The following is a 15,651-nucleotide window of genomic DNA, read 5'->3' as shown; positions in this document are numbered from 1 at the left end:
GGACGAATGTGGGCAACGCCACCCGTAACGGAATCGAGGGTCAGCGCGTTCCCGCGTCCGGTGCCGAGCCGTCCGGAGCCGAGCCGTCCGGAGCCGCGGCGTCCGGGGCGGTGCCAGCCCGGTTGGTGTCAGCCGGGTCAGAGCCAGCCGGCTCGGTGGCGGTCGTCGTGGGCGGGTCGGCGGGCAACGGCTCCATGCCCAGCGGCTCGCCCTCGACCACCGGCCCGGCCAGCTGGACGGTGGCCGGCGCCGGCTCGGGCGGTGCGGCCAGCGTCAGCGTGCCGAACGCCGCGCGGACCGCGGTCGGCGTGCCGTCCGCGTCGAAGCAGTAGATCCCCACGTCCAGCGGGGCGTTGATCGATGCCGCGGTGGTCTCCACCGAGTAACAGGAGCCGGTGGCCCCGGGCGGCGCCATGGCCGGCGAGACCGACAGTGGGGCGCGCCGGTCGGTCAGCACGTCCAGCCAGTCGGTGAACGGGTGCTGCACCCGCGGGTCGAGTCGCCGGGGCAGGGTGTCGTCCCGCTCGCCGAGGCGTACGCAGCTCGCCGGCTCCGGCCGGGCCGCCGATGGCAGTGCGCACTGGAACAGGCCGTCGGCGGTCGCGGCGAGCGAGATGTCGGCCGCGCCGCCGAGCGCGCCACCCGGCACGTCCACCCGCCAACTGCCGTCGTTGGCGCTGGTCACCAGGACCGAGCGGTCGGCGGCCCCGTCGGCGAGCAGGGTGTACCGGGCGACCAGGTGACGATCCTGGGCGGCGGCAGCGAGAGCGGCCAGTTCGTCGCGGGCCGCGTCCATCCCCACCGGCCGTGGGGCGGAGTTCGGCGGCGGCGGCGAATCGGCGGGCGGGTCGGCGGAGCAACCGGCGAGCAGGACGGGCAGGGCGAGCGCGAGTGGGGTGGTCAGGCGTCGGGCCCGACGGTGGGCGGCGTGCACCCGGTCATTCTCGACGTTGCGGCCGACTTCCGGACACCCCCGGGAAGGTCCACGTTTGCGGCGTGTCGTGCGCCACCCGCACGCGTCGCCCGCACCTCCCTCACGCGTTGCCCAGGCCGGATCGTGGGATCACCTGACCCGGCGGTCAGAGCGGCCCGATACCCTGAGGTCGTCCGACCCGCGCCGCCGGCCACGGTGCCGGCGGCGTCGGCACGCTCAGCCGGGTGCCGGCAGAGTCGGCATGCTCGACCTGGTGCCGGCAGTGTCGCCACGCCAGACCTGGTGCCGGCGGCGTCGGCACGCTCAGGGCAACCGGGAGGGAGTGCACCGTCGTGGCACTCGTAGTGCAGAAGTACGGCGGATCCTCCGTCGCCAACGCCGAGCGGATCAAGCGGGTGGCCGAGCGCATCGTCGCGGCCCGCAAGGCCGGTGACGACGTGGTCGTCGTGGTCTCGGCGATGGGCGACACGACCGACGAGCTGCTCGACCTGGCCAACCAGGTCAGCCCGCTGCCCCCCGGGCGAGAGCTGGACATGCTGCTCACCGCCGGGGAGCGGATCTCCATGGCGCTGCTCGCCATGGCGATCCACAACCTGGGGTACGAAGCCCGCTCGTTCACCGGTTCGCAGGCGGGCGTGATCACCACCTCCGTGCACGGCCGGGCGCGGATCATCGACGTCACCCCGGGGCGGCTCAAGGGCGCGCTGGACGAGGGCGCCGTGGTGATCGTCGCCGGCTTCCAGGGCGTCTCGCAGGACACCAAGGACGTCACCACCCTGGGCCGTGGCGGGTCGGACACCACTGCGGTGGCGCTGGCCGCCGCCCTGCGGGCGGACGTGTGTGAGATCTACACCGACGTGGACGGCGTCTTCACCGCCGACCCGCGGATCGTCCCGAACGCCCGGCACATCAGGCAGATCACCTACGAGGAGATGCTGGAGCTGGCGGCCTGCGGCGCGAAGGTGCTACACCTGCGCAGCGTGGAGTACGCCCGCCGGGCGGAGCTGCCGATCCACGTCCGTTCGTCATACTCGACCAACACCGGCACCATGGTCACCGGATCGATGGAGGAGCTTTCCGTGGAGCAGGCACTGATCACCGGAGTGGCCCACGACCGCAGCGAGGCCAAGATCACTATCGTCGGGGTGCCCGACGAGCCGGGCGCCGCCGCGTCGATCTTCGACACCGTCGCCAGCGCCGAGATCAACCTCGACATGATCGTGCAGAACGTCTCCACCGAGGGCACCGGCCGCACCGACATCTCCTTCACCCTGCCCAAGGCCGACGGGCCCACCGCGATGGCCGCGCTGAGCAAGATCCAGGAGGCCGTCGACTTCACGGGCCTGCTCTACGACGACCACGTCGGCAAGGTCTCCCTGATCGGTGCCGGGATGCGGTCGCACCCCGGGGTGGCCGCCGGCTTCTTCGCCGCGCTGGGTCAGGCGGGCGTGAACATCGAGATGATCTCCACCTCGGAGATCCGGGTCTCGGTGGTCTGCCGGGACACCGACCTGGACGCCGCCGTCCGCGCCATCCATGAGGCGTTCGAGCTCGGTGGCGACACCGAAGCCGTGGTATACGCGGGGACGGGACGGTAACGCGCGTGGCCGGGCTGCCCACCCTGGCCGTGGTCGGGGCGACGGGGGCCGTCGGCACGGTGATGTGTGAGCTGCTCACCGGGCGGCTCAACGTCTGGGGCGAGATCCGCCTGCTGGCCTCCGAGCGGTCGGTCGGGCGGAAGGTGTGGTGCCGGGGCGAGGAGCTGACCGTCCAGGCGCTGACCGAGGAGGCGCTCGACGGCGTGGACGTGGCGATGTTCGACGTCCCGGACGAGGTCTCCGCACACTGGGCGCCGATCGCGGTACGCCGTGGCGCGGTCGTGGTGGACAACTCCAGCGCCTTCCGGATGGAGCGGGACGTCCCACTGGTGGTGCCGGAGATCAACCCCGAGCAGCTGCGCAACCGGGCCCGGGGCATCGTCGCCAACGCGAACTGCACCACCCTCGCGATGATCGTCGCGGTCGCCCCGCTGCACCGCGAGTACGGCCTGCGCGAGCTGGTGCTCGCCTCGTACCAGGCGGTCTCCGGAGCGGGGCAGCTCGGCGCGGACACGCTGCACGACCAAGTGGCCAAGGTGGCCGGCGACCGGCTGCTCGGCTCGCGTACCGGGGACGTGCGGCAGGCGGTCGGCGACGACCTCGGCCCGTTCCCCGCCCCGATGGCGCTCAACGTGGTGCCCTGGGCCGGCTCGCTGGCCGACGAGGGTTGGTCGTCCGAGGAGATGAAGCTGCGCAACGAGTCGCGCAAGATCCTCGGGATGCCCGACCTCAAAGTCTCCACCACCTGCGTACGGGTGCCGGTGGTGACCGGCCACTCGGTCGCCGTACACGCCGTCTTCGCCACCGAGATCGACGCCGAGGGCGCCCGTGGGGTGCTGCGCAACGCGCCCGGGGTGATCGTGGTCGACGACCCGGCGGCCGGGGAGTTCCCGATGCCGATCGACGCGGTCGGCACCGACCCGTCCTGGGTCGGCCGGATCCGCCGGGCCCTCGACGACCCCCGCGCGTTGGACTTCTTCGTCACCGGCGACAACCTTCGCAAGGGCGCCGCCCTCAACACCGCCCAGATCGCCGAACTCCTCGCCCAGGACCTGACCCATCCCTGAAAGGCTGCCGGAGCGTGATCAGGCGGCGGAGAGGTGTACGCCGTCGCGGCCCTGGCGCTTGACGGCGTAGAGGGCCTGGTCGGCGCGGCGCAGGGTCAGTTCGGGAGACTCGCCCGGCCGGGGCAGGGCGATGCCGACGCTGATCGTGTGGCCGATCCGGCGGGCCGCCTCGGTGAGCCGCTCGGCGACCCGGACGGCCTCCTCGGGGCGGCTCACCTCGATCACCGCCACGAACTCGTCGCCGCCGACCCGGTACAGCTCGTCCCCCTGGCGCAGCGCATCCTCCAACGCCCGCGCCAGGCCGACCAGCACCCGGTCACCCGCCTGGTGGCCGTACGTGTCGTTGACGGTCTTGAAGCCGTCGACGTCGATCGCCAGCAGGGCGGTACGCCCCGGGGTCGCGGAGGCGATCCGCTGCCCGAACGGGCCGGTGTGCCGCAGCCCGGTGAGCGGATCGGAGCTGGCCTGCTCGCGTAGCCGGTCCAGGGTGCGCAGCCGGTCCAGGCAGCTCCACGCCTGACCGGCCAGCAACTCCATCAGGTTGACCGTGGTGGAATCGGGGCGGAGCAGCCGCTCGTCGGCGACCAGCAGCACCCCGCCCTGCTCGGGCGGGCCGACCGGCACCGCCATCAGCGTGCGTACCCCGGCTCGGACCAGCGGCTCGTGCTCGGCGGTCGGCGGGTGCCCGGCCTCGCCGAGGGTGTAGCCCGCGCCGTACCGGTGGGCCCGATCCATGATCCGCCGCAGCGCCTGCGGGCCGGCCTCCGTCAACTCGGCGCGCATCCGGGTCTCCAGGTCCCCGGGGGCCGCCGTCGGGGTGTCGAGCCGCAGGACGTTGCGGCCGGCGAGCACCAGGACGGCCGCGGCGAGGGTCGAGACGTCCCGGGCGGCCCCGATGGCGGCGGCCATCAGATTTTTCTCGGTGGTGGCGGCGGTCATCGCGGCGGCGTGCCGGAGCAGCTTTTCGCCGCGGCTCTCCGCCGGGCCGCCGAGCGCCACGATCCGGGCACCGAGGCGGCCGGCGACCCGTTCGGCCGTCGCCTGCCACGACCCGAGGTCGGCCGGGCCGGTCCACTGCAAATCGAGTACGCCGATGGCCCGGCCCGCCGGATCCAGCACCGGTACGCACACCTCGGCGGTGACGTCGGGGCGTACCGGGATGTGGTCAAGATCGGCCGCGACGTCCGGGACGACGGCCGCCCTGCCGCCGGTGTAGACCCGGCCAACGATCCCGGCGTCCGGCGCGACGGTGGCGAAGACCTGCCAGGAGCCGGTGGCGGCGACGCAGCGCAGCCGGCCGTGCACGTGCAGCAGGACGGCGATGGTGGCGGGTGTGTGCCGGGCCAGCGCGGTCACGGTCGCCTGGCACGCCTCGGTGACGGCCGACGCCACGGGCAGGCGGGCCGTGACGTCACGGATGACTTGCTGGTGATCCACTCGCACGTCGTTCCAGGTAGGGGTACGTTCCCGGCCGGCGCCGGGTCGCTGATCAAGCGTACTCACGGCGGCCGGAGGCGGAGATTTCTCGTACACATGTGCTATCCACAGGCTGTGGACGTGGCCGGTGGCCACCCGCTGGCCGTCGCGGGCGATAGCGTGGGATCTCCCGGTCCAATGGAGGCCCGATGCTCGTCGCCCACCTCAGCGATCCGCACCTGACCACCGGCGTGCTCGGCGCCGAGCCGGCCGCCGGGCTGCACCGCGCGCTGGGCCGGGTGCTGGCGCTGAACCCCCGGCCGGAGTGCGTGGTCATCACCGGCGACCTGGCCGACCACGGTCGCCCCGACGAGTACGCGGTGCTGCGCGAGGTGATCGGCCGCTTCCCGCTGCCGGTGCACCTGACCACCGGCAACCACGACGACCGGGAATCGCTGCTGGACGCCTTCGGCGGCACCCCCTGGCTCGGCGGCGGCTTCTCGGCGTACTACCAGGTCGACCATTCCGGGGCGACCCTGCTGGTGCTCGACTCGCTGGTCCCCGGCTCGGACGGCGGCCGGCTCGGCGACGAGCAGCTCGGCTGGCTCGACGGGGCGCTCGCCGCGCGACCCGACGTGCCGGCCCTGGTCTGCCTGCACCACCCGCCGGTCGAGGTCGGCATCCCGGCCGCCGACGAGATCCGGCTTGCCGACGGTGCCGCGCTCGCCGAGGTGCTCCTGCGACACCCCCAGGTGGTACGCGTCGCCGCCGGCCACCTCCACCGTCCGGTGACCACGGCCTTCGCCGGCACGGTGCTCACCGTCGCGCCGAGCACCTGGCGGCAGGCCACCCTGACCATGAGCGGCGACGAACAGATCGGCTGGGTCGCCGAGCCGACCGCCCTGCTGCTGCACCAGGTGACCGCCACCGGATGTGTCACGCACACCGTGCAGGTCAGCCACACCGCCGGCATGACCTGCGGTTTCTAACCGCACCCGGAGGCCATGCCCGACGGCGGCGCGGTGGTGGGTCGCTCTTTTCTGGGGACGTGCACGTCCCACCCGCATACGGCCCAGGTGCTGTGCGTCGAACAGCAACCCTCTGCGACGGCAACCCTGGATGATGGCAGCCGAGCCGGTACCAGTCGTTGCCGTGGACACCAACGACCAGCACGGTGACGTTGTCCCGGCCGCCTCGGTCGAGTGCCAGGCCGACCAGCCGGTCCGCCCACCCCCGCCGCATCATCGGACGAGGTCAACGCAGCACGTACCAACTCCTCGGGAACCGCATCCACGAGATTGCCTCAGGTCCAGGTCGGCGCAGACGGACCAGCCCCGACACGGTCACCAAAGTCGCCCGCTCGACCAGATAGTGATGGTGATCGACGAAACGCCAGAGGGCACCTCCAGCGACTGGATGTGCCCCCAGTACTCTCGGGGTGGCCCTGACGACCTCTTCGTCCCGAACTGGCGGCGAGCCGGTCGGATCGGGTGTCATCCGAGGTCGTGCGGCCTGCTGGGGGCGCGCTGGGTCGGGTGTGGTCGGCTCGGTTGCTGTACTTCGCTGCTGTACTGCTCGTCGACGAGGAACTGCCTGAAGTGGGTGCGCATCTCCAGCCAGTGGCGGTGTTCGTCGCAGGGGTGGAGTCGGCCGCAGCGGCACAGACCGAGGGTCGACTCGGCGTGCTTGGTCAGCAGGATGTCCGCGTAGGCGACCTGGGCTCTGGCGTACTCCTGGAAGGCTGCCGAGGTGTAGAGGGCTCCCACAGGTCACCGCCCTGCCCTGGGGGTGTGGCGGCGGTGCCAGAGGGCTTCGGCGATGGCGTCCATGGGGTCGATCTCGCCGGTGGCCAGGCGCTCGCGGGTGACGGCGATCCAGGGCGGCGAGGCGCTGACGGCTTCTCCGCACGCCGTGCGCATCCCCTCCTGGGCGAGCCGGGCCAGCCGGCAGGGATCACGTTGGTTCGTGTGCCAGCAGCCGGTGGCCACGCAGAAGCCTGTGCTGTCGGGTCGGTGGGCTTCCCAGAGGGCGCGGGCCAGTCGCCACAACAGGCGGTGCTGACAGTCGGTCGGTGGATCTTCGGGCGGGTTGTCGACATCGAAGGACATGCGCCGACCATCGCGTCCGTCGGTGGGCCGTTCCATGGCCAGCGGTCATGTCACGGTGACATGGGACGGCTCGACCAGCCTGAATGGTCGCCCTAAGCTGTCGCTCTGCACACCTTGAGTAGTCGGAACGCGACGCTGGGAGCTGCCGTGCTGCTCGATCCGCTGCGAATACCGGAGGATGCGTGGTCGCATGGCGAGGTGCTGACCGCCTTGGCCGCCCGCGACATCGGCGGCCTGTTCCGCTGGATCACGAACCTCACCGGTGCGAGTCAGAGCCGGATCGGGGCCGCCGTCGGGCTCGAACAGGGCTACGTCAGCCGGATCATGGCCGGACGCAAGGTCACCTCGATCGACGTCCTGGAGCGGATCGCCGACGGCTGCCGGATGCCCGACCAGGCGCGGACCACGATGGGGCTGGCACCCCGACAGACCGCACCATCGGCCGACCTCGGCCGGCGCAATCCCAGCGAACCGCCTTCCCAGCGGACCTGGCGCGATGACGTACGCAGTGCCGCAGAGCTTTGGCGAGGTGACGTGAACCGTCGAGACGTACTCCGGCAGGTGGCTTTCAGTTCCGCCGGCTACACGCTGCCGGCGCTGCGCTGGTTCACCGCCCCCGACCCGGCTCCGGTCACCCAACCCGGACGCAGCGCGGTCGGTCAACCGGAGATTGACACCATCCGGGCGATGACGGCGACCTACCGCCAGTTGGACAACCAGTACGGCGGTGGGCACGCCCGCGACACCGTCGTCCGTTACCTCCACCAGGAGGTGACCCCGCTGCTCACCGACGGCCGGTACGACCACGCCACCGGTCAACGGCTGCTCGGTGCCGCCGCCGAACTCGCCCAGCTCGCCGGCTGGCAGGCGTACGACACTGCTGAGCACGGCATCGCCCAGCGGTACCTGACCCTCGCCCTGGACTTCGCCCACGCCGCCGGAGACGACGGCCTCGGCGCGGAGATCCTTGCCGCGATGAGCCACCAGGCCACCTACCTCGGCCACACCGCCACCGGCCTCGACCTCGCCCGCGCCGCCGGCCGGACCGCCCGTCGCGCCGGGGTTCCCGTCCTGACCGCCGAAGCCCACGTCATGGAAGCCCACGCCCTGGCCAAGGCCAACGACGAACGGGCCTGCGCCGCCGCCCTGCACCAGGCGGAACAGGCCCTCGACCGGGCCGACCGCAGCGGTGATCCGCAGTGGCTCAGCTATTTCGATGAGGCGTACCTGTCGGCCAAGTTCGGCCACTGCTTCCACGCCCTCGGCCGCAACACGCACGCCGAACGCTTCGCCGCCCGATCCCTGCGCATGGACAACCGGTACGTGCGCGGCAGAGCCTTCAATCTCGCGCTGCTCGCCAGCGTTCACGCCCAGCAGGGTGAACCCGACCGGGCTTGCACCGTCGGTGCGGAAGCCCTGACCCTGACCAACCAGCTCCGCTCGGCCAGGGCTGTTCGCTATGTCCGCGACCTGCAAGCGCAGCTCGCCCCACATCGACGGGTCCCCGCCGTCCGGCACTTCACCGGTCGAGTCGACGCCACCCTCGGCCCACGGCGCTGACCGTCACAGCTCTCCCCGGGCCTTGCGCGTCACCAACTCCAGCACCGCGATCACCGTGCCGGCACCGACGATCTCACCCCGGGACACCAGCGCGTATGCCTCGTCGAGCGGAATCCAGGCGACCTGCTCGGCCTCGTTCACGTCCGTGGGTGTGCCGATGTGTTCGGCTTGCCGGGCCAGGAAGAGAAGGTTCTCGGCGTCGGCGGTGCCGACCCACGGTTGGAAGGACAGCAACGGCTCCACCGCGTGGGGCCGCCAGCCGGTCTCTTCCTCGACCTCCCGCACGGCGCACTGCGCCGGCTGCTCCTGGTTGTCGATGTAGCCACCGGGCAACTCCCACACCCACCGGTCGAACACGAACCGGTGCCGCCGCATCAACAGCAGGCGCTCCCGATCGTCGAGTACGGCGACCATGGCTGACCGGGGAGCCCGGATCACGTACTGCTCGAAGCGCACTCCGTCGGGTAGCTCCACCTCGGCGATGCTCAGCCGCGCTCGCCGGGTGTCGTCCACGACCCGCTCGCCGTGGATGGTCCACCGGGTCAACTCCGTCGCCTGCTTCTCCACCACCCCGCCAGTATCCGCGCCGAACCTCACCGAGTGCTGCGGACCTGATGCGTGCTGGGCGGAGAGCTGCACGCCGCCAAGCGCATCCGCCCTGAAGGCAAGCGGCCTACCCTGCACCTGATCGTCACGTAGCTGATCAGGCCTTGCCCGCAAACTGCCCAGCAACGCTGATCGCCGTGGCCGCGATCGCCGATAGTATCCCCACGATCGTGCGCAGGGCCGTCAGTCCTTCCTTGGGTGATGCCCAAAGCCTACGGTTCAGCTGACGCCAGAGCTGTACTGCGTGACCTAACATCGTCCGTCGGTCCGGGTACCGAATGCAGGTCGCGATCTAGCACCACCGCGAGGATTAGCACAGCAAGTGTCAGAATAGTGACAGATTGCAAGCGACTTGCTGTGGCTGTAGGGGCTTCAGTCGATAATCTACTAGTGACGCCTCAACGCCGACAGCTCGATCTGCCCGATACTGAGCAGGCGCGCCTATTCAACTCCCTCGATCCTGCTCCAGCGTTGGCCGTGCCGCCGGAAGGATACGCGCCGCTTGCGCGCCCCAGACCGAGTCGTTTGCCCTTTGAGGCCATGTCGCCGTATGACTTTGAGGCACTCATTGCAGAGGTAGCCATGGCGGTGGACGGCCACCGGGAGGCCCGATTGTACGGCAGGCCCGGCCGGGCTGACGATGGCCGGGATGTGATTGCCACCGATGACGGTATGACGTATTTTGCATACCAATGTAAGCGTGTGGCGCAATTCGACGGAGCGGCCCTGCGACGCGCGGTCACGGCGTTCGAGGTTCGGCAGCCGTTCATCGTCACTAGTTTCATCGTGGTTGTGGCATGCATCGTCGACGCAAAAGACATAGAGGCTGATCTGATTGAACTTAGCCTCGATCCACCGACGCGGTTCGTGCTGAGCCTGTTGAATAGTTCCGGTATTGGGCGGTTCTGGAGCAGGGTGGGGTTGCCGATTACGTGATCGGCTTGCTCCGTGCGTGGTTGCTGAGGGGTGGGACGGGGTTCGTGGCTTGTGGTCGGGCCGCTTGGTTCCGGTCGGTGTGCCGTGGTCAGCTGGGTGCGGGGTGGACGGCGGTGAACAGGTTGTCGAACGCGGCCTGCCAGGGCCAGTAGTCGGGTAGGTGCAGGTGAACGGTCCGGGCCCGGTGGGCGAGGCGGGCGGCGACGGTGATGATCCGGGCTCGGATCGTCGCGGTGCGGGCGGTCGGCCAGGTGCCGGCGGCGAGGTGTCCGGCTGTGCGGGTGAGGTTGTGGGCGATGCCGGCGCAGGTCAGCCAGGCGTTGTTGGCGTTGAACCGGCCCGATGGCAGGTGCGCGAGTGGCCCGCCGATCAGGTCCGCGTTGACCTGCTCGATGACAGCGTGGTGACGGTGCTGGGCTTCGGCCTGGATCAGGGTGAACGGGCTGTCGGTGAACACCGCGTGATAGCGGTAGGCGGGCAGGAGTTCTTCCTGGCCCGGGGCTTGGGTCGGGTCGTCGCGGCGGACCCGGCGCACGATCAGCCGGGCGGTCACCGCGTGTCGGCTGCCGGCGAACGCGGTGTAGGTGGTCTCGGCGATCTGCGCGTCGGAGATCCACCGCTGGGCGTCGTCGTCCCAGACCGCCTGCGGATATTTGATGTCGATCCACTGGTCTGCGCTGATGTTCTCGCATGCGGTGCGGATCTTCGCGTCGATGCGGGTGGTGACGGAGAACCGCACGTCACGGCGCCGGCAGGTGCTGATGACGGTCTTGGCGTAGAACGCCGAGTCGGCCCGAACCACGATCTCGCCGGTAGCGCCGCACGCACGGGCGGTGGTGATCGTCTCGGCGATCATGCTGGCGGCGCCGCGAGCGGAACCGGCGTTACCGGCGCGCAGCCGGGTCGCGGCGATCACCGGCGCCGACAGCGGCGTGGACAGCGTCGCGACCAGCGGGTTGTAGCCGCGTAGCCGCACGTTGTAGCCGCCGACCTTGGCGTGACCGAACCCGATGCCCTGTTTCTGCTTGCCGTAGACCCGGCGCAGCATCGAGTCGATGTCCACAAAGCACAGCACGCCAGCACCGGCCAGGATCGGCGCCCGCTTCGACAGCCCGATCAGGGTGTCGCGGGCCGCGGCCTGCAACTGGCGCACGTGCCCGTGGGTGAAGGTCCGCAGGAACGACCCCAGCGTCGACGGCGCGTACACGCTGGTGAACAACGACCGCATACCCCCGTGCCGGGCGACGTCGAGGTCATCGATGCTGTCCGCCCCGGCGAGCATCCCGGACACGATCGTGGCGACCTTGCCCGCCGGGTTCGCGCCCTTGTCCGTCGGCACGCTCACCCGCTCGGCGACCGCGTCATACAGGCCCGCCTGCTCGGCAAGGCGCATCACCGAAACCAGGCCGGCACACGACACCAGATTTGGATCATCGAACGTCACGGCCGTCACCGGCGCGCCATAGCGTAATCTCACTTACGAGGTGCCCTCTCGAACCGAGTGATAGAAGCTTCGCAACTCCTATCCTTCCAGTTCAGAGGGCACCTTCTATATCCGGGGTCCTGCAGAGCCGACCTTCATCGGTGGATCGAGGCTTAGGGCTGTGAGGCCCAGTCTCGATATTCAGGTTCGAGACGGCCGGGATCTGTCCAGGTCGCTACGGGAATTTCCGTCCGTTGTCGAAACCGCGTTCGGGCCCGCCATCCGCCGGGACTTCTGCAATGAGGAGGCTTCATCGACAGCGCCGGGTACTGGTCCAATGACTGCCACCGTGGCGGAGGGCGGTATTTCTATTCAGGCTGGCCGAGACATCAACGGAGCAATACACTTCGGGCAAAGCAGTGGAAGCTGACGACACCTTCGGCGCCGATGCTGGGGCAATGATCGCCGAAGCTGGCCCTAATGCAACGATCCTCCAGGCGCGCCGTGATTTGAACGTCACCTACGTGCGTGCTCGAGTGCCGCGCGTAGTGGTCAGTTCCAGAGACGTTCATGTAGCCGTTCATGCCTTCAGCTCACCGCATGGCTATGAGCGGGCAGAACATATCCTTTGGCGCGGGCATGCGGGCGTAGTTGTGCTGATGGGGGAACCCCGCACTGGGCGGCATACTTGTGCGTTGTCGGTGTTGTGTCTCGGTACTGCTCAGTCCGTACATAGGCTGAACGTTACCTGGGGAGAGCACGACTTTCGTGATCTCCCGCGAGAAGGCAACGCTCGGTATTTGCTTGACATTACTTATGCAGAGGATTTATCCGACGACTTTGCCGCCAACCTGCGTGATTATGGTCGCGAACTAGAGGCGATGAAGGCGAAGCTAGTCGTCATCGCAAGCACCGCAGTCTGGCAACAGTATGCCGACGAACTTGCCGACATTACGGTGCCTATTGGCCAACCTCGGGTTCTCGAAGTTGTGCGGGTCCGGTTGGATTATCAGGCGCGACGCACTAACATGCCTGGAGGAGAGCTCCTAGATGTCCAGGCTCTAGCGGGGATCGTCGAAGCGTTGAAGGATAGCGATGCCCCGCCAGACTACGGCGTTGGCCTCGCATCTGATATAAGCGCGCATGCGGAATCGCAAGAGGAATTGCTGCGATTTGCTGCGTCATGGAAGCGCTGGAATCGATACATTGTTGACCACCTTGCCAAGGACGCGCCGGGCAGTGCGGGAGAGCGAATTCTGCTCATAGCCGCAGCGGTTCTGGGCGGAGCAACGGTTGAAACGCTTTCTGAAGAGGCAAGCGCTCTGAGTGACAAACTTGGCATAGCGGTTGATCCTACGAGAACACTTGAGGGTGCCGACATACGTCAACAGCTAGCCAAGGTGGGGGCGCGCCGAATCGGCGACCGGGTTTATTTATCGGCCCGAGGTGCAGACCACGACGAAGTTGTTGACTATCTTTGGGAGCAAAGGCCTAACATTAGGAAGGCACTCTTCGCCTGGATCAACGACATGTCAGCTCGCAAACCTACTGACAGCGCTGAGAGTCGTCGACTTATCGAAGTGGTTCACCGCCTAGCATCCCGCCATCGATGGGTATCCGCGATTGATGTGCTCTTTAACTTGTTAAGCGGCAATCGTGATCAGAATCGGCGGGCCTATGCGGCTCTCGCTGGGCTCTTAGAGGATCCGCACGTCGGCCAGGCATTACAGAAGCGCCTTTACGATTGGGCCGGCGGCAGCCGAAATCTCGTCGAAGTAGCCAGGCTCTGTGGCGGCAAGGTCGGCGACAATTCGTTCACCGTTGCCGTCGTGCGGTTGCGTCGCGTTGCTGTTCGAGCGCAGACCCCTGCAGTCCGACTGGCTGTACAAGATGCATTGCGTTCTCATGCTGAGAGGACGAAACTGACTAGGGTGCTTTCGGCAGTTGAACAATGGCCCCAGCACGAGAGAACCATCGCGCTTGCGGGGCTCCTCGATCCCGAGTGGCTGTATAGAACAGGCCGTCTCAATAACCGTTCGGGTGCGCAAGGTGAGCTAGACCTTCTTGACCCTCTGGCTGATGCATGGCTGTGGCTCATTAACGACCCTGCTGCGGGCGAGTTCAATACGGAACTTATTCGTGGCTGGGGACGACTAGCAGATGTTCATCCGGAAACTCGTGCTCTAGCCGTGGAACTGCTTGTGACTGTCGTTGGGGCTGGTCAACCCAATCCCCCTATAGCGACAATCTTCCAGCAACTCTCCCCCGATATGTCTAAGGCAGTCATTGACCGCCTTAGCCTCGATCCACCGATGAAGGTCGGCTCTGCAGGACCCCGGATATAGAAGGTGCCCTCTGAACTGGAAGGATAGGAGTTGCGAAGCTTCTATCACTCGGTTCGAGAGGGCACCTCGTAAGTGAGATTACGCTATGGCGCGCCGGTGACGGCCGTGACGTTCGATGATCCAAATCTGGTGTCGTGTGCCGGCCTGGTTTCGGTGATGCGCCTTGCCGAGCAGGCGGGCCTGTATGACGCGGTCGCCGAGCGGGTGAGCGTGCCGACGGACAAGGGCGCGAACCCGGCGGGCAAGGTCGCCACGATCGTGTCCGGGATGCTCGCCGGGGCGGACAGCATCGATGACCTCGACGTCGCCCGGCACGGGGGTATGCGGTCGTTGTTCACCAGCGTGTACGCGCCGTCGACGCTGGGGTCGTTCCTGCGGACCTTCACCCACGGGCACGTGCGCCAGTTGCAGGCCGCGGCCCGCGACACCCTGATCGGGCTGTCGAAGCGGGCGCCGATCCTGGCCGGTGCTGGCGTGCTGTGCTTTGTGGACATCGACTCGATGCTGCGCCGGGTCTACGGCAAGCAGAAACAGGGCATCGGGTTCGGTCACGCCAAGGTCGGCGGCTACAACGTGCGGCTACGCGGCTACAACCCGCTGGTCGCGACGCTGTCCACGCCGCTGTCGGCGCCGGTGATCGCCGCGACCCGGCTGCGCGCCGGTAACGCCGGTTCCGCTCGCGGCGCCGCCAGCATGATCGCCGAGACGATCACCACCGCCCGTGCGTGCGGCGCTACCGGCGAGATCGTGGTTCGGGCCGACTCGGCGTTCTACGCCAAGACCGTCATCAGCACCTGCCGGCGCCGTGACGTGCGGTTCTCCGTCACCACCCGCATCGACGCGAAGATCCGCACCGCATGCGAGAACATCAGCGCAGACCAGTGGATCGACATCAAATATCCGCAGGCGGTCTGGGACGACGACGCCCAGCGGTGGATCTCCGACGCGCAGATCGCCGAGACCACCTACACCGCGTTCGCCGGCAGCCGACACGCGGTGACCGCCCGGCTGATCGTGCGCCGGGTCCGCCGCGACGACCCGACCCAAGCCCCGGGCCAGGAAGAACTCCTGCCCGCCTACCGCTATCACGCGGTGTTCACCGACAGCCCGTTCACCCTGATCCAGGCCGAAGCCCAGCACCGTCACCACGCTGTCATCGAGCAGGTCAACGCGGACCTGATCGGCGGGCCACTCGCGCACCTGCCATCGGGCCGGTTCAACGCCAACAACGCCTGGCTGACCTGCGCCGGCATCGCCCACAACCTCACCCGCACAGCCGGACACCTCGCCGCCGGCACCTGGCCGACCGCCCGCACCGCGACGATCCGAGCCCGGATCATCACCGTCGCCGCCCGCCTCGCCCACCGGGCCCGGACCGTTCACCTGCACCTACCCGACTACTGGCCCTGGCAGGCCGCGTTCGACAACCTGTTCACCGCCGTCCACCCCGCACCCAGCTGACCACGGCACACCGACCGGAACCAAGCGGCCCGACCACAAGCCACGAACCCCGTCCCACCCCTCAGCAACCACGCACGGAGCAAGCCGATCACGTAATCGGCAACCCCACCCTGCTCCAGAACCGCCCAATACCGGAACTATTCAACAGGCTCAGCACGAACCGCGTCGGTGGATCGAGGCTTAGACCTGAGTTGTAG

13 protein-coding genes are annotated in these 15,651 nt (G+C 68.5%); 7 read left to right on the top strand and 6 right to left on the bottom strand.

Translation table 11 applies throughout. The annotated features are described in order from the left end of the window. Positions 1-40: 40 nt before the first annotated feature. On the bottom strand, positions 41-934 hold the full coding sequence (locus ACQPYA_RS29900; RefSeq protein ID WP_433530336.1) for a hypothetical protein: 894 nt from the start codon (positions 932-934) through the stop codon (positions 41-43). A 332-nt stretch (positions 935-1,266) separates the two neighbouring features. Between ACQPYA_RS29900 and ACQPYA_RS29895 the strand changes: the two genes are divergently transcribed. Together ACQPYA_RS29895 and ACQPYA_RS29890 are read left to right on the top strand one after the other, a co-directional pair. Beyond that, a complete protein-coding gene (locus ACQPYA_RS29895; RefSeq protein WP_433530335.1) occupies positions 1,267-2,532 on the top strand; it encodes an aspartate kinase in 1,266 nt (421 codons plus the stop codon). A 5-nt stretch (positions 2,533-2,537) separates the two neighbouring features. Continuing rightward, positions 2,538-3,599, top strand: a complete 1,062-nt coding sequence (locus tag ACQPYA_RS29890) for an aspartate-semialdehyde dehydrogenase (RefSeq protein ID WP_433530334.1) — start codon at positions 2,538-2,540, stop codon at positions 3,597-3,599. Between the two features lie 18 nt (positions 3,600-3,617). Here the strand turns inward: ACQPYA_RS29890 and ACQPYA_RS29885 are convergent, their stop codons facing one another. Beyond that, positions 3,618-5,036: a diguanylate cyclase gene (locus ACQPYA_RS29885; protein ID WP_433530333.1), complete on the bottom strand. Its 1,419-nt coding sequence runs from the start codon at positions 5,034-5,036 to the stop codon at positions 3,618-3,620. A gap of 188 nt (positions 5,037-5,224) precedes the next feature. On the opposite strand from ACQPYA_RS29885, the gene ACQPYA_RS29880 reads away from it, so the two are divergent. Continuing rightward, the gene (locus ACQPYA_RS29880) at positions 5,225-6,004 is read left to right on the top strand and encodes a phosphodiesterase (RefSeq protein ID WP_433530332.1); all 780 of its coding nucleotides are present in this window, start codon (positions 5,225-5,227) and stop codon (positions 6,002-6,004) included. 504 nt (positions 6,005-6,508) lie between these two features. On the opposite strand, the gene ACQPYA_RS29875 is transcribed toward ACQPYA_RS29880, so the two are convergent. Together ACQPYA_RS29875 and ACQPYA_RS29870 are read right to left on the bottom strand one after the other, a co-directional pair. Then, positions 6,509-6,781 (bottom strand): hypothetical protein, encoded by a 273-nt coding sequence (locus ACQPYA_RS29875; RefSeq protein WP_433530331.1) that lies wholly within the window; start codon positions 6,779-6,781, stop codon positions 6,509-6,511. 3 nt (positions 6,782-6,784) lie between these two features. Then, a complete protein-coding gene (locus ACQPYA_RS29870) occupies positions 6,785-7,159 on the bottom strand; it encodes a hypothetical protein (RefSeq protein WP_433530330.1) in 375 nt (124 codons plus the stop codon). A 111-nt stretch (positions 7,160-7,270) separates the two neighbouring features. Here ACQPYA_RS29870 and ACQPYA_RS29865 point away from each other — a divergent pair, with 111 nt between their 5' ends. After that, entirely contained in the window at positions 7,271-8,683 is a 1,413-nt protein-coding gene (locus tag ACQPYA_RS29865) for a helix-turn-helix domain-containing protein (protein WP_433530329.1), read from the top strand. Between the two features lie 3 nt (positions 8,684-8,686). On the opposite strand, the gene ACQPYA_RS29860 is transcribed toward ACQPYA_RS29865, so the two are convergent. Further along, on the bottom strand, positions 8,687-9,253 hold the full coding sequence (locus ACQPYA_RS29860) for an NUDIX hydrolase (RefSeq protein ID WP_433530328.1): 567 nt from the start codon (positions 9,251-9,253) through the stop codon (positions 8,687-8,689). A 426-nt stretch (positions 9,254-9,679) separates the two neighbouring features. Between ACQPYA_RS29860 and ACQPYA_RS29855 the strand changes: the two genes are divergently transcribed. Beyond that, positions 9,680-10,225, top strand: a complete 546-nt coding sequence (locus tag ACQPYA_RS29855) for a restriction endonuclease (protein WP_433530327.1) — start codon at positions 9,680-9,682, stop codon at positions 10,223-10,225. Positions 10,226-10,313: 88 nt separating this feature from the next. On the opposite strand, the gene ACQPYA_RS29850 is transcribed toward ACQPYA_RS29855, so the two are convergent. Further along, a complete protein-coding gene (locus ACQPYA_RS29850) occupies positions 10,314-11,702 on the bottom strand; it encodes an IS1380 family transposase (RefSeq protein ID WP_433530325.1) in 1,389 nt (462 codons plus the stop codon). A gap of 365 nt (positions 11,703-12,067) precedes the next feature. On the opposite strand from ACQPYA_RS29850, the gene ACQPYA_RS29845 reads away from it, so the two are divergent. Together ACQPYA_RS29845 and ACQPYA_RS29840 are read left to right on the top strand one after the other, a co-directional pair. Continuing rightward, on the top strand, positions 12,068-13,993 hold the full coding sequence (locus ACQPYA_RS29845; RefSeq protein ID WP_433530326.1) for a hypothetical protein: 1,926 nt from the start codon (positions 12,068-12,070) through the stop codon (positions 13,991-13,993). Between the two features lie 72 nt (positions 13,994-14,065). Continuing rightward, positions 14,066-15,454: an IS1380 family transposase gene (locus ACQPYA_RS29840; protein WP_433530325.1), complete on the top strand. Its 1,389-nt coding sequence runs from the start codon at positions 14,066-14,068 to the stop codon at positions 15,452-15,454. Positions 15,455-15,651 lie beyond the last annotated feature (197 nt).

This window comes from Micromonospora sp. CA-263727 (assembly GCF_050942455.1).
Classification (GTDB): domain Bacteria; phylum Actinomycetota; class Actinomycetes; order Mycobacteriales; family Micromonosporaceae; genus Micromonospora.
Note: the sequence above shows the minus strand (reverse complement) of the source record. Positions and strands in the feature narration are given on the sequence as shown.